Genomic DNA, 19970 nt, shown 5'->3' on the forward strand with positions numbered 1-19970 from the left:
CAAGGCAGCCAACACTAGAGTCTGCAGAAGTGGATTTAGGGGCACCAAGAGCCCCTCAAATTCGATTGGGTCGCATTGTATCACGCGGAATCGGGCTCGTCAGCTGCTAACGTTTAAGATCGAGGTAACCTGCTTCCAGGCCATCACTTAGACGCAGTGCATTTTACCGTAGGACACCTCATAACCCTTAAAATTGGTAGTTAGCGCGATCCACGACTGATCGGGACCAACCACGGCTGGCTAGTCGTCCCACGACTGTGGCTGGGGTAAATCGTCGATTGTCGTCAGGCCGAACAGTTGCAGAAAACGTTCGGTCGTCGTGTAGCGTTTGGTTCGTTTGTCTTCAGGATCTGGCTGCACGCGGAGCAAACGGCGACGAACGAGTTGGTTCAAAATTGGGCCGCTCGGCTTGGACCGCATGTCGTCAACTTCTTCGCGTGTCGCCCCTTGGTTGTAGGCAACGAGCGTCAGCACATCGATTGCCGGCTGCGACAGCTTGGCTTCGCGAACCTTGCCATAGAACTTCTCGCGCAGCGGGCGGAACTCGTCTCGCAGAGCCATTCGATACGTGCCACCAACCGACGTGATTTCGTAAGGGCACCCTTCGGCCAGATACTTTCGATTGAGCTGATCGACCAGGTCGTCGATCTCGTCTGGCTTCACACCACGCATCACCGATGCTGCTTTTTCGGCGGTCAGCTTATCGTTTGCCGGATTCCCGACAAACAAGATCGCTTCCAGAATCGTCGTCGGCGAAAGTTCGCACGGATCGTCCGCTTCGGCTTCATCAGCCAGGCGAGAAAGGGCTTCGGCGGTCGATTCGTCTTCGTGCGGCTCTTCCGCTTCCGCCTCTTTTTCCTCCTGAAACGGAGCAGGGCGGTTGCCGAGGGCTTCGGCATAGGTGGCCGATAACGCATCCAACGAAAGCCCGCCATCGTCGGCATCTTCCGCGAACATCGCTGCGAGATCGAATTGGTCCTCGTCGTCGGTCATATCGGAACTATAGCGATGCCGCCCCCCAAAGCTCAAGGCGAAGTCGCTGTTTCCCTTACCGCGCAGCAAAAAGGCCGCCCAATGAGCGAGCGGCCTTCGATGTACGACTTATCGCCTGAAATTCAGGCCAATCGCTTACCAGCGTTTGGCGACTTCGCGCTTCATCAGTTCCAAACCATCCTTCGCCAGTTGCAGTTCGGTATCGAACATCTTGCGCCAGATCTTGGTCGCGGCGGCAATTTCCGGCAAAGCGAGACCAAATGCTTCGACCACCATCCAGCCGTCGTAGCCCACTTCTTTCAACGTGTCGAAGTTGGTATCGAAATCGACATGCCCGGTGCCTGGCGTGGCACGATTGTTTTCAGAGATGTGCACGTGGTGCAGCACGTCCGAGCAATCGCGAATGGCCTGGGCGATGTCCCCTTCTTCGATGTTCGAGTGGAAGGTGTCGTACATCATCTTGCAGTTGGGGTGATCGACTTCACGCACGAACCGGGCCGAGTCTTTATGCACGTTCAACAGGTAACATTCAAAGCGGTTGAGCGCTTCGACGCCGAGCATGACCTTCACGTCGCCGGCGTATTCGGCAACTTGACGCATCGAATCGACGCCCCACTTCCATTCGTCTGCAGTCGGGCCGGCACCACTGAAGTGCCCGATGGCCGAGTGATATGGACCAACCAACGTTTCCGCCCCCAGGGCAGCACAGCAGTCGAGCGTCTTCTTGTTCAGTTCGACACCTTTGGCACGCACGGCAGCGTCGGCGCTGATCGGGTTGTCTTCCAGGTTACGAACCGTAACGGCGGTACACTTCAGATCCAGCGCCTTGATCTTCTCGCCATACTTGGCCCACTTGTCGACGTCCAAGTTGAACAGTGGAACTTCGACCCCGTCGTAACCCATGTTCTTCAATTCTTCGATCACCGGCAGCAAGCTGTCATCGGGATCGCCGGACCAAAGCAACAAGTTCATGCCAAATTTCATCGACGGGGTCTCCTGGAGTTGGTTTCGAGAGAGAACAGATGGGATTCTAGCTGGAGTGTGCCGGCAGCAATTGAGCCGACGATGTCCGAACGTCCTGCCTTAGCTCTGGCAGAAGGGTAGTAAACGTGTCAGGCAACGCTGGTAGTTTGACTCGTTGCATCACCTGATTCAACCGGTAGAGAAGTTTTTCGTCGTCGGGATAATCCTCGAGAAAACGGACCTCCACAAACCGCCCGATGAACCAGTCGAGTCGGTCCGCGGGACGCCCGGCAATCCGCTCGACGGTTTGCTGCACGAGCATGCCGTCAACCTCATTCATCGCAGCATAGTAGGCATTTAGCTCGGCCGGATCGTCTTCAATCAGGACCGAATCGAGGAGCAACTCGACCAGGATGTGTCCCAGAAAACTGGGACGCATGCCACTGTCTTTGCCCAGAAAATCGCGAATCCGCTTCGTGAAATCCCACTGCAGCCGGTTAAATTCTTCGGTTCGATGAAACCAGTCATCGTCCGCATGATGCTGCACGATACCAGCCGCAATAAGGGCTTCGCAGGGATCTTCCGATTCACAATATGGAATCGCTTTCTTGGAACGTGCCCGACATTTGCGATCGACCACGTTCAACCAATCTGGCACTGCCGTGCCAGCCAGAAAATAAGGCTCGTCCAAAAATCTGCGACCGTGGGCTAAGTAGTTCATGCCTTCATCATTGCCAACCAACGAAAAAGGGAAAGGGGCCATCGGCACCCTTTCCCTCGGTGTTTCCTGTAATTCAGGACCTCGGCAAGCCCTAAGTTCTCGCGACTAACGACGTCGCGCCCGCTGAGATCGCATTTGCCTGAGCTGCTCTTCTTTCTGTTGACGCTTGGCCTCAGCTTCTGCGGCTTTTTCACAATTGTCGAGCCCCGGTACCTCTTCGATATGCACGACGCCACCGGGAGTCCATGCTTTCACTTCGATCTTTTCCAACTGCGACGCAACGATCGTCGGGACGAGCAAGTTCACCCGCAGCGAGTCGCCAGCGGACGCGGTATCCAAGACAAACGTCGTCACGTAAGGAAGCTTGGCCGATTCCTCCGTAGCACTCGCCAGCATCGCTGCTTCGGTTTGCGACTGAGCGTCCATACCGGTCACGCCTAGCCCACGCACAATCGCATTGCCGGTTAATGTCGCCCCGAGGAGTTGCCCACCCGATTGCTTCTTGTGCATTGTTACCTGCACCACCGGAGAATCGAAATCCGCGGCCGTTTCAGGAATCGTTCCGCTCAGCTGAATCATCCCCTTGGTAGAGATCAGCTTCAGGGGCAGTTCTTCGGCGTCCCGTTTCTCGCCGGCACGGGTTTCTAAATTTCCGAGGATTGCAGCCAAGTGCTGATCAGCCTCTTGTCGCGCAGCGAGACCTCGGGTTTGCCATTTCGTCTGGAGATTCCAGACTTCTTGAACGGCCCGATTGCGAGTGTTCATCATTTGATTGGTTGCTTCGACAGCTCCATCCAAATCATTGCCACCCAAAACGGCATTCAACACCGCGGTGCCGACAGCTGCTTTCGACGCCTCTTGAACGTCTTTCATAAGCGATTCGTACTGCTGCATCTCCTCCGGTGTTACCGTCATCTTCTGATAAGCATCTGCGATCCCTTGCACATGCTCTTTCAGTGGCGGCTCGGATCGTTCCGCGATCTCGCCAAACGATTCGACTTTGGCCGAACGTTGCAGTGGCCTTCCGGCGACAGTCGCGTCGACCCCGAGGGCCTGAAAGAACTCGACTTCATCCGGTCGTAGCCATGCCTCAGCCGGCGCGAGTAGCTGCGCCGACGCAAGACTGGGACAAAGAAAGAGAATTGCAGTCCAACAGCCAACTGCCCACCAACCGCGCAAGATCTGAACGGAAATCATGGATCGTTCCCTGAGTGTGAGATTCTGACCGGCTTGCCTACCGAAAGGCAAAGCAAGGGTGCTCACCAGGAGGCCTCTCGCCGACGCGATTCGCTCCCCCTTGGCCCCGCTCGTTACACCACTCGAACAGGGGCCATGCAAACAATCTCATTGCGGAACGATGGCAGTCGAGACTTAGACGTCTTTCCAGCACTTTTCGGCGGCACTAGACAGAACGGCGTCGCAGACTTTGGCGGTCTCGAGGGCGCTGCGGAACGTTGGTTCGCACGGCTTGCCTTCTTCGATCGACTTCAGGAAGTCCGCCACCTGGTGCACGAAGCTGTGTTCGTAACCGATGCAGAGCCCTGGCACCCACCAATGATCCATGTACGGATGATCGCCATCGGTGATATGAATCGTTCGCCAGCCACGTACTTCGCCCACGTCGTTGTGATCGAAGTATTCCAGCTTGTTCAAGTCGTGCAGGTCCCAGCGAATCGAGGCGTTTTCTCCATTGATCTCGAAGGTGTACAGCGCCTTGTGACCACGAGCGTAACGCGTCGATTCGAACAAGCCGAGCGAACCGTTCTCGAAGTGGCAGAAGAAGGTACAAGCGTCGTCGATCGTGACGGCCTGCTTTTCGCCGGTCGCGGTGTGCGTACGTTCTTTGATGAACGTCTCGGTCATCGCATTGACGTCTTTGATCGAACCGTTCAGCCACAGGGCCGTATCGATGCAGTGAGCCAGCAAGTCACCGGTCACGCCGCTACCGGCCGCCGCCGCATCCAGACGCCACAGACCAGCACCACCTTGTGGCAGATCGGCACTGATGGTCCAGTCTTGCAAGAAGTTCGCACGGTAATGGAAGATGCGTCCCAGCTTGCCGCTGTCGATGATCTTCTTCGCCAGAGTCACCGCCGGCAGACGGCGATAGTTGTACCAGATGGTGTTGGCAACGCCTGCTTCTTCGACCGCTTTGACCATCTCTTCGCCTTCGGCGGCCGTGCGACCGATGGGCTTTTCACAGAGGACCATTTTGCCGGCCTTGGCAGCCGCGATCGAGATCGGCGCGTGCGTATCGTTCGGCGTGCAGATATCGATGGCGTCGATATCGTCGCGAGCGATCATCTTTTCCCAGTCGGTTTCGTACGACTCGTAGCCCCACTGCTCGGCGAAGGCCTTGGTCTTTTCTTCGCTACGACCACAAACGGCTTTCAGGACCGGTTGGTATTCGAGTTCCGGAAAGAAGTCCGGCACACGCTTATAGCCGTTCGTATGCGTGCGGCCCATGAAGCCATATCCAACCAAACCAATGCGCAGAGGTTTCTTTGCCATGATGTATTGTCTCCCAGAGTGAAAACGCGGCCCGATGCCGCGTTGGTGGTGATAGGGGATGGGTTCGAAGGTGGACTAGTTCCAACCGCACTGGTCGCGGACTTTGATCATCACGTCGAGGATCGTGTTCCACGTTTCCTGCGTCTCCAGCATCTCGTTGGGGAACATGCAACCGTCCCAGCAGATATGCTTGATGCCCCGATCCTGGGCTCCGTCGAGCCAGTACTTGCTACACTTCACGATGTCGAGCTTGCCGTTTGGATCGTCGGCTGGGCAGTGACGTCCGGTCTTATCGTGCGAGCCAGTTCCATGCACCGAACCATCGTTCTGGGCAACATGGAAGTCGATCGTCCACTTCTTCAGGGCTCCGGTCATTTCAGCATAAGCCGCCCAGAATTGTTCATCCGAATAGCCATCCTTCAGCAAGGCATGTTCCGGAGCGTTGTAACCCATCAGGTACAAGTAGGTGTGTGCCAGGTCGGCCTGGAAGCCAACCGTTTCTGGCATGCCGACCGCTTCGAGCAGATTCAGCATGTCCTTCCACGAGTGCATGCCGCCCCAGCAGATTTCGCCTTCCGCCGCCAGGCGTTCGCCATGATCGGCAGCGACTTTGCCCGCTTCTTGGAACGTTTCGGCAATCAGCTTGGTGTTGCCGGCGGGATCGGCTGACCAAGGCTCGACACCGCTGGCCGAGTCAATTCGGATGACGCCATACTGACGAACGCCATGCTCGTTGAAGATCTTCGCGATGCGGCAAGCTTTCTTCACAGCCAGCACGAAGTTGGCTCGTTCTTCGTCGGTCCCCATCGCAGGGCCACCGACGGTGCCTGGCCAAACCGGAGCCACCAGCGAACCGATCGCCAGATTCTTCGAGGCCACCAGGTCAGCAATCCGCTTCAATTCGTCGTCGGAAGCATCGGGATCAGTGTGTGGGTGAAACAGAAAGTAATCGATCCCGTCGAACTTGATTCCGTCGACTTCCGCATTCGCCGTCAGCTCCAGCATCCGTTCCAGGCTGATCGGTGGATGGTCGGTGCCTTCCTCTTTACCAACCAGGCCAGGCCACATGGCGTTGTGAAGTTTGGGGGCTGCATTGGGATGTTCGCTCATGAAGAGGCTCCAAGGGAGATGAATGGCGGATAAGTAGATGCCACTGCGGAATCAAAAGCAGCGGCCAGCGTGGTGGTCTCGCTCGAAGTCCAAGCTGTCCTGGGCAATCGAAGATTGCGATCAGAGCACGAAGCGACGAAGCGGAAGGAATAAATAGTTGCGGGGGTCGCTGGCGTTTGAATCACCATCCACGACTTCGGCGATGCCATCCCGTTGGACGATGATCTCGATCATCTCGGTTCGTCACTTCGGTGTGGTAGCATAATGCGGTGGACGGTGCCCCAGCGGGCACCAGACTGCCGAGTTACTGCCTCGCAAGGCAGTCCCAAGACGGTCAAGGGAAAGCGCTTGTTTTAACAATTTTTGTTGCCCTGACAAGTAAATGCCTTTCGTTTTCACCCCTTCTGTGCTGGAATTTCACACCTAGCAACCGTATGTTAGCGGACTCTTGTCCGTTAGCGCCTAAATCCTGTCCAGAAACGCCTAATACGGAAATGCCCCTGATGAGCAATCGCTGGATCCTGAGCGAATACGATGTCGAGTCCCCATTTCAGCAGCCAGCGCAGTTCTTGAAGACTGCCAAAGAGCATGGCTTGAGTGTCACCCACACGCGGATGTTCGGCGGGCGACGTGATGGCGTGGAACTGCTGACAGTGCAGAACGGCGACTTCTCGTTCACCACCATCCCAACGCGCGGCATGGGGGTCCATCAGGCCAAGTATGGCGACACCCGCATCGGTTGGAACTCGCCGATTGAAGGTCCGGTCCATCCGCAGTTTGTTCCTCTTTCCGATCCGAGCGGGCTCGGTTGGCTCGATGGCATGGACGAGCTGATCGTGCGCTGCGGTCTGGAAAGCAACGGTGCCCCAGAGTTCGATGCCGAGTCTGGTCGTTTGAAGTATGGCCTGCATGGTCGTATCGCAAATCAGCCGACCGAAGATGTCGTCGTCGAAGTTTCCGACGCAGGCGAGATGTGCATCACAGGCGAAGTCCGTGAGTCACGCTTTCTTTGCTACAACGTCGCCCTCAAGACCGAGATCCGCACGAAGGCAGGCGAGAACGGTTTCCGCATTCGCGATCAGATCGTGAATCGTTCGGCTCAGCCAAGCACCGCTCAGATGCTATACCACATCAACATGGGCGCTCCGATCCTGGGCGAAGGTGCCTCGGTCGTTTGCCCTGCGACCGAAATCTGCCCCCGCACCGATGTCGCGGCCGCTGGGATCGAGAACTGGTCGACCTACGACGCACCGACGACTGGCTATCAGGAACAGGTCTTCTTCTTCCAACTTGCCGCGGACGAAGCGGGCCAGACATGTGCCTTATTGAAGAATGCCGCCGGCGACCAAGGCGTCTCGGTTCATTTCAATATTCAGCAGCTGCCCTACTTCATCGTCTGGAAGAACACGGCCGCCGAAGCCGATGGCTACGTCACCGGCCTGGAACCAGCGACTAACTTCCCGAACCCACGTTCGTTTGAGGAGACGCATGGTCGCGTTCTGCAGCTTGCCCCAGGTCAGACCTATGAGATCGACCTGGGACTGCAATTCCATCCCGATGCTGTCAGTGTCGCGGCGATCGAAGAGAAGATCGCCGGTCTGACGAAGGGGACCGAGGCGAAAGTTCATACCTCGCCCCAAGCCAACTGGTGCAGCTAACGCGCCTTCACCGCTGCAAATGAACCGAAGCAGGCATTCAGATGCAGTACTTCTGCTTGCTGAAAGCCAACTTCGCGGCAGAGATCGACTTGATAGAGGACACTCCGAGGGGTGTCCTCTTTTTCGATATAGTCGAACACGGTTTGACGATAGGCGTCATCCTTCAAGCTGCGGAGGTACTCGCCGTAACGTTCCCACTGCACCTGGGTGGCCGCCGTCACATCCTGAGCGACCAGATCACTGACCAGAAAGATTCCGCCTGGTTTCAGCGATTGAAAGACCTTGGTGAAGACCTGCTTCCAGTCGGCATCGTCGCGAAGGTGATGCAGCACGGCGGCGGCCATTGCGACATCAAACGCTTCCTTGGGCAGCTCAAGGTCGCGAACATCGCCGCAAAGGGTCGTTACGTTGTCGGCGGAACTGGCTTCTAAACGCTGCCGGGCGCGATCGAGCATCGGCTGGCTGAGATCGATCAAAGTGCAATCGAGATTGGGAAGACGTTCCAGTAGTTTCAGCGTGTAGTTGCCCGCTCCGCAGCCGATGTCGAGCACGCCGGTGGCGTCGGGGCACTGCGCCGCGGCGACACGTGTAATCAGCTCTAGCACCACCGGGGCATCCATGGTGGCCGATTGCCCTGTTTCGAGATTCGAAAAACGCTCCACATCGTTGTCGAACCGGGCTCGAATTTCTTCGACGGTCGACTTGTTCGCTGAACTCATGAAGTCTCCTACAAAGATCAATGGGATTGTCTCGTTTCATCAGACAACCTGATTACGGGTTCGGTTCGCGGACGAACTAATCGCTACCTTCGGCATGATAAGTTTCGCATCCGCGCAATTCCGCTAGCGATGCTTGTTCTTTTTTTCTTTTGACGATTGCGCAAAGCCGATAAAATGCGACAGTCACCCCGGAGGCCCGCCCCCAGCTTCCCAGCCTCTTCCCACACCCAATCATAGCTGAGGTACGCATCGGATGGAGAACGTACTCACCGTGATCCTTGCTGGCGGCAAGGGTTCACGTCTGGAACCGTTAACACGTGACCGGGCCAAGCCGGCGGTCCCCTTTGGCGGCGTCTATCGCATCATCGACTTCGCCCTCTCGAACTGTCTCAATAGTGGATTTCGCAACATCCAACTGCTGACCCAATACAAGGCTCAAAGCCTCGACCGACATATCAATGTCGGCTGGCAGCGATTCTTTTGCCGTGAACTGGGCGAATGCATCGATGTCGTGCCACCACAACAACGTATCGACGAGCAGTGGTATCAAGGCACAGCGGATGCGGTTTATCAAAACATCTACGCGATCGAGAAGCATCGTCCTGAGTATGTCGTCGTCCTGGCTGGCGATCACATCTATAAGATGAACTATGCCTCGATGCTCGACTTCCACATCGAAAACGGAGCCGATCTGACGATTGGAGCACTAAAGACCACGGTCGAAGAAGCACGTTCGTTTGGCGTGATGCAGATCGACCGCGAGCAGCGGATCCTTGGTTTCGACGAGAAACCGGCCAATCCGAAGACCATCCCTGGCGACAACGAGCACTGCCTCGCTTCGATGGGTATCTACGTCTTCAACGCCAAGTTCCTCTTCGAGCAGCTTTGCAAAGACGCAACCAATCGGACCAGCGCCCATGACTTCGGCCGAAACATCATTCCGTCGATCATCGACACGCATCGCGTCTATGCGTTCCCCTTCCGGGACGAGAATCGCAAGCGGGATGCTTACTGGCGAGACGTAGGTACGCTGGATGCCTATTACGAAGCGAACATGGATCTCGTTTCGGTCGATCCTCTGCTCAACATCTACGACGAGGCCTGGCCGCTGCGAACCTACCAGCCGAATGTCCCGCCACCGAAGTTTGTCTTTGGCAGTGAAAGCGTATCGGATCGTCGCGGGTATGCCATGGACAGCGTCGTTTGTGGTGGCTCGATCATTTCTGGCGGCGAAGTCGAACGCAGCATCATCGGCCCACGCGTCCGTGTGAATAGCTTCTCGTCGGTGCATGACTCGATCTTGTTCGAGGGAGTCACGGTCGGGCGACATTGCCAGATCAACCGAGCGATCATCGACAAAGGGGTCTCGATTCCTGCTGATACGCAAATCGGTTTCGACCTGGAACTCGACCGCAAACGAGGCTTCACCGTGACACCTTCCGGCCTTGTGGTGATCGCCAAAGAAGACCTGATCGAGCCGCAGATGACCAGCGGCAAGCCACGCGTCGCGTAGGCCTAACGGTAACTTAGGAAAACTGACGTGGTTCGAATTTCGCGAAAGTTCTAAACTGACGTGAAATTCCAACCACGATGTTTCCAGATTGTTGCCGAGCCATGATTCGTGCCAAGAGTCGCCAAAAGACTGAGTTTGGCGATTTTCAAACGCCCCCGGAACTTGCCGACGCCGCCTGTCGCTTACTGCGTCAGGAAGGGATCATGCCTGCTTCCATTGTGGAACCGACTTGTGGTGAAGGCTTTTTCTTGAAGGCAGCCGCCGACACGTTTCCTCAGGTGAAGCAGTTGGTGGGGCGTGAGTGGAACGACACCTACGTCGACACGGCTCGCTCGCGACTTGAAGCCTGCGACATGTCGATCGACATCGCCCAGGCCGACTTTTTTCAGCAGGACTGGCAAACGACACTCGAGCAACAACCAGGCCCGCTCCTTGTGCTTGGCAATCCGCCATGGGTCACCAACTCGCAGCTCGGAACCCTCGACAGCGCGAACCTACCGGCCAAATCGAACTTTCAGAACGAGCGGGGCATCGCAGCGAAGACCGGAAAAGCGAACTTCGATATCTCACAGTGGATGATCACGCACCTGCTGGAATCGATGCCCGAGCAGGGAGGCGTGCTGGCCATGCTCTGCAAGACGGCGGTCGCCCGGAAGGTGCTTCAGCATGCCTGGAAACAGGGACTTCCACTGGAAGACTGCTCGATCCGCTGCATCGATTCGCGCCGCCACTTTCAAGCCGCGGTCGATGCGTGCCTGTTCATTTGCCACGTTCAACCAGGTGCTGCGTCGCGTCAGTGTGCCATCTTCCACGAACTCGAAGATCCCCGGCCGGCGTCGATCCTGGGCTATTACGAGGGAAGCTTACTGGCCGACCGGGAAGCCTTCGAACGTCATCGCGAACTATTGGCAAACGAACCGACCCGGCGTTGGCGTAGCGGACTGAAGCACGACTGCCGCGACGTGATGCAACTGCGCCGCGAAGGTTGGACGCTGGTCAACGGCCTTGGCGAAGCAGTCGAACTGGAAGACGACTTCCTCTTCCCCTTGATGCCTGCCGGCGCGATCCATCGGGGCGAAACCAAGAGCACCGAGCAGTTTGTGCTGGTTCCCCAAACGCATACTGGCGAAGACACGTTAAAGATCGCCACCATCGCTCCACGAACATGGGCTTACCTGCAGAAGCATTCCGAACGCCTGGCGGCGCGCAAAAGTTCGATCTATCGCGGCCGGCCACCATTTTCGATCTTTGGAATCGGCGAGTATTCGTTCGCGCCGTGGAAGGTCGCGATCTCGGCTTTGCACAAAGATCTTCGGTTCCGCGTGATTGGCCCGCAGGATGGCCGCCCGGTCATGCTCGACGACACGACCTACTTCCTCTCGTTTACTTCGCGAAAAGAGGCGAAGGCCGCCGCGGCACGCCTGCATAGCGACGAAGTGCAAGAATTTCTTTCCGCCTGGATCTTCTGGGATGCCAAGCGCCCAATCACGACTGAAGTGCTCCAGCGATTGGCGGGCTAAGTCTTACGTCGTGACAAAGGCCATCGGTGGAAAGCATAGGATCGGAATGCTCAGCGAGAGCGTTCCCAGCACATAACGAAAAGCGCCAATCGGCACACTGTCGTCGCTGGTCGGCGGATGGTCTGGCCGCATCAAGATCACCAGAAACAGCATCAGCAGCCAGTTGTACGCCCCCATAGTGATGATGAAAATCACGGCGAACGCCAGGAAAGCTCGGGCAATCAAGTGAGCCTTCTTGCCGAACAGCGTATAGGTCACATGGCCGCCATCTAGCTGGCTGACCGGAATCATGTTCAGCCCGGTCACCAGCAAGCCAACCCAGCCCGCCATGAAGTAGGGGTTCAGTTGGCTCTGGTAGATATAGAGCCCCGACTTGTAACCAGGGACCTGCAGCCACTGCATCATCCATTGCATGGCGAGTGGCAGATCGAGCTTGAACGAACCTTCGCCCGGTGTCGTCAAATCCATTTGAGTAATGCCATACCACAGGATCGGCACGGCAACGACCAGTCCGGCCAGTGGGCCTGCGAGACCGATATCGAACAATTGCTTTCGATTGGCCCGCATCCCATCCATCCCGATCACCGCCCCGAAGGTTCCGATCGGCGAGATCGGTACGGGAATGAAGTAGGGCAGACTGGCATGCACGCGGTAACGTACCGCCATCAAGAAGTGCCCCATTTCGTGGGCGAACAAAATCCCTAACATCGCGGCCATGTAAATAAAACCGATTCGCCACGCGGACGCGTAGTTCAACAGATCGCGGCGAAGCTCGGCTGCGGGATTCGAGAGATAGAGATCGTACTCACGCGGAATGCCCAGAGATTGAGGGTTCGACCAGGCCATAAGATTGATCGCCGCTTCGCCGGGCTCCCAGTGGGTCATGCCGGCGAAGAAGCAGGAAAGACAGGTGGCGATGAACAAGATGATCGGCAATCGCACGCGACGTTTTCGCGTTTGCTGCTGGATCATGCGGGTCGCTTCGGAAGAGAATTCGACCGAATCCGAATCCCATGACGTCTGCCGTCCTTCCTGCAAGGACGTTTCGGGCGAAGACGTTTGCTCGTCGGCACGAGATTCCATCGATTCGTTCATTTCGGCAAAGGTAACACGAGTCCGCGACGTGGCGGAGGCCGGACAAGCGAGTGGCCAGGCTGGAGTGGTCAGTCCCTAAAGCCTATAACGGTCGACTCGAATGGTAAAGGTAACTGCAGCCTGGCACATGTTCCGTCTCGATAAGCACCGTCAAAAAACTGCGGGATCAACTCGCCGCGACCCAACGGAAGCGGCGTAAATCCTTGGTGATTAGAGGACTTCGATGCTCTTGATTGCGTTGCCGCCCCCTTTGGCGGCGGCCAATATACAGCGTTTGGCCGCTTGAAAGATTTCGTCCGCCGGAAGACTCTTCGGTGGCACGCACGCACACGCGACCCCACCGCTCAGGGTGAGATCGACCCCGAGATGACTCTCGCGACGCTGCGACCAGTTGGTCACCAGGTCAATCACCTGTCGGGCCAGCGTCACGGCTTGATGCCGATCGTGGTCTTCCAGCATGATCGCCACGCTCGAGTCACCACATGGCATCACGCGTCCGAGACCGTCGCTCAATCGATCCACAATCGCCGCCACCAACTGACGCCACACTTCCACTTCGTCGATACCGGCAGTCACCAAAAAATGATCGAAGCGATTGATCTGCACCAGGGCCAGCGAGAACTCGCAGCGTTGACTGCGACTATGTTGCATCGCGATTGAAATCTCGCGGAGCAAGCGAGCATCGGCAAATATTGCTTCGGTCGGGCCTTCCTCGGCGGCCTCTTCTTCTTTCGTTTTCTTCTTCGGCAACACTGGTGGAATGCCACCGTTATCGGTCAGGCGTTTCACCGAATCGATCAGGCTTTGGGCTTCCGGAGCACGGATTACCAGGTCGCGATTCGGATTCGCCGAAATCGCCAGCGGAGCCGCGACCGACTCGGCCAACTGCGTGATCTGCAGATAGGCCTGACTCACGATCTCGCAGTAATTCATCCCGTCGGGAAGCGAGACCGAAAGTACGTTGGCCAATTGATATAGTTTGTCTTGAATGTCGACCACCAAGGTTTCGACTTGCTCGTCCGCGTCGTCAATCGTCGCTTTAAGTTGCTGCAGAAATTTCGGCATCAAGTACAAACGATGATGCGACAACACTTCTGCCAGGTTATGAGCCAGACGCAGCGTGGCCGATTGACCGCGGAGCCGACCGAACTCGATTCCAGACGAAGGATGCCCTTCGCGAATGACCTGCACCAGTGCCTCGGGCAGGTTCCAGCTTTGCAGCAACCGACAGCCGAGAATGTTGTGATCGAAACCGAGCGTTTCCCATTCCATCTCCGACAGGTCCGCTTCTTCCTGCAGGACCTTGTTGGCGAAGTTGGCATACGCATCCCCCAGGTCTTGCAGCATGACCAGGGCACCGATCTCGGAAAGCAGTCCGGCGATGAAGGCTTCGTCGCCGTAGTTCTTTCCCTGCATGTTGGCGATCTCGCGCGCGGCGACTGCTTTGGTCAACGCGAACTGCCAATATTGGGCGAGCACTTCCGCTTCGATCCCTTGCAGCATCTCTTTCGGCAAACTGAAGCCGAGCACCAGCAATTTCAGCGGCTTGATGCCTAGTAAAGCCAGGGCCTGATTGAGGTCCGAGACTTCGCCGGAAAGACCGAACAGCGGACTGTTGACCACCTTCAAAATCTTGACGGTCATCGCCGGGTCGCGCTGGATGCATTCCTTGATCTGAACGACCGTCGCATGCTCGTTGGCGGTCAGCTTCAAGACTTCCATGGCAACGGTTGGCAACGAATAGAGTTGCTGGGCCCGGGCCACCATTTGAGCGACCGGACTTGGGTCTTGCGACAGCTCCGCCCCGCGATCAAGTGTCTCTCGATCGCCGGTTGTTTCTGAAGGTACTCCTGCCACAGATTTCGTCCTTTGTCTCGTCTCGGTATCCAGAATCCGCCTCGATTCATTCTGCATCCTGAAAATATAGGTCAACTAATTCCCTTTGAACCCAGATTTCCCAACCTTGCCAAGCGACGTAAATTCCTTCCATGGAAGGCACAAATCGTTTGCCTAAAACCACCCTGCGGGGTACCTTCAAATGTGTTTCTACCGCAACAAGATCGCTATTACTGATACAGCCGTACCCCTGTAATGCCCCTCCGCCCCTCTCGATCGCGAAACGCGTTGCCGTCCGGGTTCACCCTGGTCGAGCTGTTGGTGGTCATTGCGATCATCGGGATTCTGATTGGGCTGCTTCTACCGGCGGTGCAGCGTGCCCGGGAAGCGGCTCGCCGCATGCAGTGCGTCAATCAGCTCAAGCAGATCGGGCTGGCCTGGCATAACCATACCGATACCTACAACGCCTTCCCGACCGGTGGCTATGCCCAGCAGGTTTACGTCTCGTTTAAAGATGGCCGCCCCGGGATGCTCGACAAGCAAGCCGCTGGCTGGGCTTTTCAAATTCTGCCCTACCTGGAGCAAGGTAACGTCCACGCCGGAAAGCCTGGCGGGACCGACAAAGAATCGGCCGAGTTCGCCATGGGAACCGCCATCGATCAATACTTCTGCCCAAGCCGTCGCTCGCCGACCGTTGAACCTGGATCGTACGCCCCCTTCTGTTGGAGCTACGATGGCCAGAACGGGACGCAGCTCAATCGGGTTCCATTGGCACAGATCGATTACGCCGGCGGCACGCAGGAAGATACCGGTGTCTTGGCGCGCAACTTAAGCGGGACTTGTGGCAACACCTCTTCCGGCAGCGTCTATCCCAAACGAAAGCTATACGACTTTGCCGACGTCACCGACGGTACCAGCAACACATTGATGGTTGGCGAGAAGCGGATCAATGTTGCCCGGCTCGGCAATGGCAGTCAGTCTGGCGATATCTATGGCTATACGTCGGGCTGGGAAAGTAACTCGATGGTGACGCACGAAACGATCCGCCGGACCGACCTGGCCCCGCTGGCCGACACGCATGGTTCCGGCGATGGTGAAATGCGTTTCGGCAGCTCACACGATGGCGGTCTGAACGCGCTGCTGGTCGACGGCAGCGTGCGGTTCATTCCTTACACCATCCAGCAGCAACTTTTCGAGCTATTGGGAAACAAAGCAGACGGCCAGGTCTTCGAGTTACCGCAGTAACTTCGAGTGCCTCACGCGAAAGGCAATTGCCAGATGCCTCTCGATTCTTCTGCACCGAAAGGCAACACGACGTACCAATCGATCATCGGCCAGACCATAGCACAACGTGGCGGCTGGGAAGTCGTTACTTTCTTTTCACTGGTCGCGTCGCTTGGCATGCTTCTGTTTGCAGGCTATCACCTTTGGACACAGCCGGCGCTGAAAGTCGATCAACGGATTGCCTTGCACCTGGGGATCGCCTTGCTGATCATCTATTCGCTCTATCTCGTTGCGACATTGCGGCGTTCACCTACACGTCCGATCACGAAGGTGGCTATGGAATTTATACCCACTCTCATCACAGCCTGGCCATCGAGCAGAAAACGAAGGCAAGCCGGCCGCTGAAGTTTCACTGGACATCGACGACCAAAGATCAGCCTGATATCGATGCCGCGTTAAGCCGACTTAGCGGGCATCTGGCAACCGAGATCTATCAGGCCATCGCGAAGGGAGATTCCGTCGTATGGACGAACGAATGCATCTTGCAGCCAGAGGGCTTGAAGGTTTCCAGACGGGGTGATCTTCCGGTCTCGATCGCTTACAGCGACGCGGCCTTCCTGGTAGAAGATGCCAATGAAGGCAGGCTGGTGCTGCGGGATCAATCAACCGGCAACGACGCCTTGCGATGCCGGTTGGGCGAGAGAAATGCCCGGCCGGTTTTGATTGCCGTACGACTACTCGCCCTGAGATCTCAGAGCGAGCAGCCTTCGTAACGGCTTGTTAGTCGAACTTCAGCGAGATCTGCTTCAGTCGTTCTTCGGTGTCGGCCATCAAGGCATCTTCGGCGGCTTCATCCGCGGCGACGTACGTTACCGAGAAGCGAAGGAACGAGCCGGCGTCGTCCCAAGGCACGGTGCAGATCGACTGCTGGGTGATCAGGTACTGCGAAGCTTCTTCGGCGTTGGCGAAGCTTGGACCACCTTCGATCCCGGTTGGCGACTTCGTGTACAAGAAGTAGGTACCGCCAGGCATTTCGCACTGGAAGCCGCAACGCTTCAGCATGGCCACCAGCTTTTCCAACCGGCGCTGATACTTGGCCTTGGTCTGCTTCGGGATTTCTTCGTTCCCCAGAGCCGCGGCGGCAGCCTTCTGGATTGCCATGAACTGACCGCTGTCGCAGTTGTCTTTGACGTCGCTGAAGGCCTGGACCAGCAGAGGATTGCCGCAGACCCAACCGATACGCCAGCCAATCATGTCGAAACCCTTCGACAACGAGTGGACTTCGACGCCGACATCCTTGGCACCAGGAACGCTCAGGAAGCTGAGTGGTTCGCCTTCGAAGGTAAGCACCGTGTGAGCGGCGTCTTGCACGACGACTAGGTTGTTTTCCTTCGCGAAGGCAACGACCTTTTCGTAGAACGCCTTGGTCGCGACCTTGCCAGTCGGGCTGTTGGGATAGTTGATCACCAGCAGCTTCGCCTTTTCCTTCACTTCCGCTGGAATGCCGTCCAGGTCGGGGAAGAAGTCGTTTTCGGCCAGCAGTGGCAACTTGTAGACGGTACCGCCGTAATAGGCCGAGTGCGTACCGGCGACGGGATAACCAGGCACCGTCATCAGGCAGATGTCGCCTGGGTTGATGAAGCAAGCTGGCAGCATGGCCAACGCGGTCTTGGAACCGATGCAGTGGTTCACTTCGGTCGCGGCATCCAGCTCGACGCCGAAGAATCGCTTCATGAAGCCAGCGACGGCGTTCTTGAAGTCGGCGATGCCATTGTCGGCGTAGCCACGGTTTTCTGGCTTGTTGATCTCGTCGGCCATCACCTTGCGAACAGCTTCGGGAGCCATCTCGTCATTTTCGCCGATACCGAAGTCGATCAGCTTGCGATCAGGGTAGTCGGCCAGGGCCTTACGCTTGGCCCGCTTGATCTTCTCGAACTTGTAGATCGCGGTTCCCTTACCGTAGTTTTCACCACCAATACGTTCGGCAAACAGCTTCTGGAAATAGGGATCGCTCATGGTCTTCGTTCTGAGGTTTCTATAGGTTCAAACGGATGGCCAGAATTCAAACCTACTAGCCTACCGCTGCCCGAAAGAGACAACAACCGGGGCAGGGCGGTTCGGCGGGCGGCTGCCAGCGAGGGGGAAAGCTCGACTTGTAAGCTGTTTGAGCGTGGGCCTTTAGAGCCTAACGCAGGCTTTGATAGAGCCGGACATGGCGGTCGATCATCTGCGGAATACTGAACTGCTCGGCGATCGTCTTGCGGCCAGCTTCGGCGAAACGGTTCCGCAAAGCTTCGTCTTCCAGCAGGAAGTTGGCGAACCGCGAGTACTCAGTCCGCTGCCCCAGGCCGACCAGATAGCCGTTTTCGTCATGCTTCACCAGGTCGCGGTTGCCCGGAATATCACTCACCGCGACCGGCAATCCGGTTGCCATCGCTTCCATCAACGCGTTTGACTGTCCTTCGTATCCGCTGGCCAGCATGAAGAGCGTGGCATGCTTCATCAAGTCAGGCACATCGGTCCGCGCCCCGACGATGCGGACGCGATCGTGAATGGTGACTTGTTCGGTGTAGCGCTGAAGTCGCTCTCGCTGGGGACCATCTCCGACAATCACCAGATAGGCGTCGTCGCGGATTCGCTTGAGGATCTCGGTCGCCCAGATCAGATCTTTCATCCGCTTCTGCGGCCACAGGCGGCCGACGGTCAGCATCATCTTGGCATGCGGGGGCAACTTCAAGTCTTGCCAGATTGCTTCTTTGCTCTGAGTCGGCGGGCCATCGATCAAATCGATCCCGTTGCCGATCGTCACAAACTTGTCGGCCCGACGTCCCTTGCGGGTATAAAAGTCGACAATCCCGGAACTGTTGCAAACGATCTTATCGGTGAATCGATCGAGATAGCGATCGATCAGATGCTCGTGGGTGATCTTCCATGGATCGACGCAGCGCTCACCGCAGAGGATATGCGGAACCTTCGCGGCCCGGGCAGCCTTGCGGCCGTAGCTGTTGGCGGCGAAGAGCCACGTGTGCACGATGTCGGGCTGAACCGCTCGAATATGCTTCTTCAGTCGGTAATATGCGGCCGGGTCGATCTTCAGCTTCTTCCCAATTACGGTGACCGGGATCCCGGCGGCCGAGAGTTCTTCGCTGTAAGGACCACCTCGGGTAAGACAGCAGACCGAGACATCGAACTGGTCGCGCGGAAGCCCCTTTGCCAGAAGGGTAAGCTGTTTCTCGGCTCCCGATCGATCAAGCGTCGGGATGATGAGCATGAGTTTCTGCATCGGTGCGTTTGCGACTTCCTATGCCACGCGGCGACGTTCTTTCTCTAGCGATTCCCACAGGAACTGCACGATTTTGGGGGCCATCAGGCTGTAGTAATTGTATCCATGGCCGCCCCCCTTCGTCTCGAGGTCGCAGGTATGCGGAACTCCCAAAGACGCGAGTTTCATTCGTAGCCGATCCGAGCTTTCCCACCAAGAGGTGTCCTCGGGACAGCAGCAAAAGAACTGGTTTCTCGGCCAATTCAGCGGATGAATATGAAGCGTCGCCGTATCCTGACGGGCCTGCTCGGTGCTGTCATACATCTGCCACAAGTTGTCTTCGTCGTCGTCCCGCATCCGATTCTGATAGTCGATCGCCGGACTGACGGCCGCCACGATCGGAAACAGATCCGGGAACTTGTAAGCGAACCGCAGCGAACCCTGCCCCCCCATACTGGTACCGAACAGGGCCACCTTGGGTGCCTTCGCCGCGAATTCACGCTCGATGAAAGGGAGCACACTGTCGAGCAGATATTGCTGCGACGTCCGCTCGGCGTCGAACTCGGGACAGATCCGATCAGTCCACCAGCTTCGCTCGGTTACCGGTGCCACCACCGGCAAGCCAACTTCTTCAAGCGACTCGACAAACGCCGGGCTATGGAAAAGCTTCCCCAGATGCACGCCATGTAAATAGATCCCGACGTACCCGTGCTCGTTTCGCTTCTGGGGCTCGAAGACCTCGCAAACGTGGCCGTCGACGTCGACATCTTTCCAGTTGCCGAAGGTTGGTTTCTCGGTCATGCAACTTCTTAATGACAGAACAAAAAGTTTTCTAGGATTCCTAC

At 56.9% G+C, this 19970-nt stretch carries 17 protein-coding genes; 5 read left to right on the forward strand and 12 right to left on the reverse strand.

Going from position 1 to position 19970, the window contains the following annotated elements; all coding sequences use genetic code 11:
* Window positions 1-240: 240 nt before the first annotated feature.
* From AB1L30_RS18490 to AB1L30_RS18515, 6 genes are all read right to left on the reverse strand, one after another.
* Window positions 241-993 (reverse strand): SMC-Scp complex subunit ScpB, encoded by a 753-nt coding sequence (locus AB1L30_RS18490; protein WP_367014862.1) that lies wholly within the window; start codon window positions 991-993, stop codon window positions 241-243.
* A 135-nt stretch (window positions 994-1128) separates the two neighbouring features.
* Entirely contained in the window at window positions 1129-1977 is an 849-nt protein-coding gene (locus tag AB1L30_RS18495) for a sugar phosphate isomerase/epimerase (RefSeq protein WP_367014863.1), read from the reverse strand.
* Between the two features lie 46 nt (window positions 1978-2023).
* Complete coding sequence (locus tag AB1L30_RS18500; protein ID WP_367014864.1) at window positions 2024-2719, reverse strand: hypothetical protein; 696 nt, start codon at window positions 2717-2719, stop codon at window positions 2024-2026.
* Window positions 2720-2782: 63 nt separating this feature from the next.
* On the reverse strand, window positions 2783-3874 hold the full coding sequence (locus AB1L30_RS18505) for a hypothetical protein (RefSeq protein WP_367014865.1): 1092 nt from the start codon (window positions 3872-3874) through the stop codon (window positions 2783-2785).
* Window positions 3875-4048: 174 nt separating this feature from the next.
* Window positions 4049-5188 carry a Gfo/Idh/MocA family oxidoreductase gene (locus AB1L30_RS18510; RefSeq protein WP_345090624.1) on the reverse strand — a complete coding sequence of 380 codons (1140 nt, stop codon included), beginning with the start codon at window positions 5186-5188 and terminating at the stop codon, window positions 4049-4051.
* 75 nt (window positions 5189-5263) lie between these two features.
* Window positions 5264-6298, reverse strand: coding sequence for a TIM barrel protein (locus tag AB1L30_RS18515; RefSeq protein WP_367014866.1), 1035 nt, complete (start codon window positions 6296-6298; stop codon window positions 5264-5266).
* A gap of 503 nt (window positions 6299-6801) precedes the next feature.
* Here AB1L30_RS18515 and AB1L30_RS18520 point away from each other — a divergent pair.
* Complete coding sequence (locus AB1L30_RS18520) at window positions 6802-7956, forward strand: aldose 1-epimerase family protein (RefSeq protein ID WP_367014867.1); 1155 nt, start codon at window positions 6802-6804, stop codon at window positions 7954-7956.
* On the opposite strand, the gene AB1L30_RS18525 is transcribed toward AB1L30_RS18520, so the two are convergent.
* Window positions 7953-8675 (reverse strand): class I SAM-dependent methyltransferase, encoded by a 723-nt coding sequence (locus AB1L30_RS18525; RefSeq protein WP_367014868.1) that lies wholly within the window; start codon window positions 8673-8675, stop codon window positions 7953-7955. The two genes, AB1L30_RS18520 and AB1L30_RS18525, sit on opposite strands and share 4 nt — an antisense overlap.
* 253 nt (window positions 8676-8928) lie before the next feature.
* Here AB1L30_RS18525 and glgC point away from each other — a divergent pair, with 253 nt between their 5' ends.
* Window positions 8929-10188: a glucose-1-phosphate adenylyltransferase gene (gene glgC / locus AB1L30_RS18530; RefSeq protein WP_367014869.1), complete on the forward strand. Its 1260-nt coding sequence runs from the start codon at window positions 8929-8931 to the stop codon at window positions 10186-10188.
* A 101-nt stretch (window positions 10189-10289) separates the two neighbouring features.
* Window positions 10290-11708, forward strand: a complete 1419-nt coding sequence (locus AB1L30_RS18535; protein ID WP_367014870.1) for a hypothetical protein — start codon at window positions 10290-10292, stop codon at window positions 11706-11708.
* A 3-nt stretch (window positions 11709-11711) separates the two neighbouring features.
* Here the strand turns inward: AB1L30_RS18535 and AB1L30_RS18540 are convergent, their stop codons facing one another.
* Together AB1L30_RS18540 and AB1L30_RS18545 are read right to left on the reverse strand one after the other, a co-directional pair.
* A complete protein-coding gene (locus AB1L30_RS18540; RefSeq protein ID WP_367014871.1) occupies window positions 11712-12791 on the reverse strand; it encodes a site-2 protease family protein in 1080 nt (359 codons plus the stop codon).
* A gap of 222 nt (window positions 12792-13013) precedes the next feature.
* Window positions 13014-14660 carry an HDOD domain-containing protein gene (locus tag AB1L30_RS18545; RefSeq protein WP_367014872.1) on the reverse strand — a complete coding sequence of 549 codons (1647 nt, stop codon included), beginning with the start codon at window positions 14658-14660 and terminating at the stop codon, window positions 13014-13016.
* 267 nt (window positions 14661-14927) lie between these two features.
* Here AB1L30_RS18545 and AB1L30_RS18550 point away from each other — a divergent pair, with 267 nt between their 5' ends.
* Together AB1L30_RS18550 and AB1L30_RS18555 are read left to right on the forward strand one after the other, a co-directional pair.
* A complete protein-coding gene (locus AB1L30_RS18550; protein ID WP_367014873.1) occupies window positions 14928-15884 on the forward strand; it encodes a DUF1559 domain-containing protein in 957 nt (318 codons plus the stop codon).
* Between the two features lie 33 nt (window positions 15885-15917).
* Window positions 15918-16268 (forward strand): hypothetical protein, encoded by a 351-nt coding sequence (locus AB1L30_RS18555; RefSeq protein WP_367014874.1) that lies wholly within the window; start codon window positions 15918-15920, stop codon window positions 16266-16268.
* 375 nt (window positions 16269-16643) lie between these two features.
* On the opposite strand, the gene AB1L30_RS18560 is transcribed toward AB1L30_RS18555, so the two are convergent.
* From AB1L30_RS18560 to AB1L30_RS18570, 3 genes are all read right to left on the reverse strand, one after another.
* Entirely contained in the window at window positions 16644-17879 is a 1236-nt protein-coding gene (locus AB1L30_RS18560; protein ID WP_345090596.1) for an LL-diaminopimelate aminotransferase, read from the reverse strand.
* A 169-nt stretch (window positions 17880-18048) separates the two neighbouring features.
* Window positions 18049-19134 (reverse strand): glycosyltransferase, encoded by a 1086-nt coding sequence (locus tag AB1L30_RS18565; protein WP_367014875.1) that lies wholly within the window; start codon window positions 19132-19134, stop codon window positions 18049-18051.
* A gap of 30 nt (window positions 19135-19164) precedes the next feature.
* Window positions 19165-19926, reverse strand: a complete 762-nt coding sequence (locus AB1L30_RS18570; protein WP_367014876.1) for an alpha/beta hydrolase-fold protein — start codon at window positions 19924-19926, stop codon at window positions 19165-19167.
* Between the last annotated feature and the right edge of the window lie 44 nt (window positions 19927-19970).

The sequence above is a fragment of the Bremerella sp. JC817 genome (assembly GCF_040718835.1).
In the GTDB taxonomy this organism is placed as follows: domain Bacteria; phylum Planctomycetota; class Planctomycetia; order Pirellulales; family Pirellulaceae; genus Bremerella.

Bases quoted from the DNA above. Each gene is read 5' to 3' on its own strand.
- AB1L30_RS18490 (WP_367014862.1), bottom strand. From the start codon at position 993: ATGACCGACGACGAGGACCAATTCGATCTCGCAGCGATGTTCGCGGAA.
- AB1L30_RS18495 (WP_367014863.1), bottom strand. From the start codon at position 1,977: ATGAAATTTGGCATGAACTTGTTGCTTTGGTCCGGCGATCCCGATGAC.
- AB1L30_RS18500 (WP_367014864.1), bottom strand. From the start codon at position 2,719: ATGGCCCCTTTCCCTTTTTCGTTGGTTGGCAATGATGAAGGCATGAAC.
- AB1L30_RS18505 (WP_367014865.1), bottom strand. From the start codon at position 3,874: ATGATTTCCGTTCAGATCTTGCGCGGTTGGTGGGCAGTTGGCTGTTGG.
- AB1L30_RS18510 (WP_345090624.1), bottom strand. From the start codon at position 5,188: ATGGCAAAGAAACCTCTGCGCATTGGTTTGGTTGGATATGGCTTCATG.
- AB1L30_RS18515 (WP_367014866.1), bottom strand. From the start codon at position 6,298: ATGAGCGAACATCCCAATGCAGCCCCCAAACTTCACAACGCCATGTGG.
- AB1L30_RS18520 (WP_367014867.1), top strand. From the start codon at position 6,802: ATGAGCAATCGCTGGATCCTGAGCGAATACGATGTCGAGTCCCCATTT.
- AB1L30_RS18525 (WP_367014868.1), bottom strand. From the start codon at position 8,675: ATGAGTTCAGCGAACAAGTCGACCGTCGAAGAAATTCGAGCCCGGTTC.
- glgC (WP_367014869.1), top strand. From the start codon at position 8,929: ATGGAGAACGTACTCACCGTGATCCTTGCTGGCGGCAAGGGTTCACGT.
- AB1L30_RS18535 (WP_367014870.1), top strand. From the start codon at position 10,290: ATGATTCGTGCCAAGAGTCGCCAAAAGACTGAGTTTGGCGATTTTCAA.
- AB1L30_RS18540 (WP_367014871.1), bottom strand. From the start codon at position 12,791: ATGGAATCTCGTGCCGACGAGCAAACGTCTTCGCCCGAAACGTCCTTG.
- AB1L30_RS18555 (WP_367014874.1), top strand. From the start codon at position 15,918: ATGCCTCTCGATTCTTCTGCACCGAAAGGCAACACGACGTACCAATCG.
- AB1L30_RS18560 (WP_345090596.1), bottom strand. From the start codon at position 17,879: ATGAGCGATCCCTATTTCCAGAAGCTGTTTGCCGAACGTATTGGTGGT.
- AB1L30_RS18565 (WP_367014875.1), bottom strand. From the start codon at position 19,134: ATGCTCATCATCCCGACGCTTGATCGATCGGGAGCCGAGAAACAGCTT.
- AB1L30_RS18570 (WP_367014876.1), bottom strand. From the start codon at position 19,926: ATGACCGAGAAACCAACCTTCGGCAACTGGAAAGATGTCGACGTCGAC.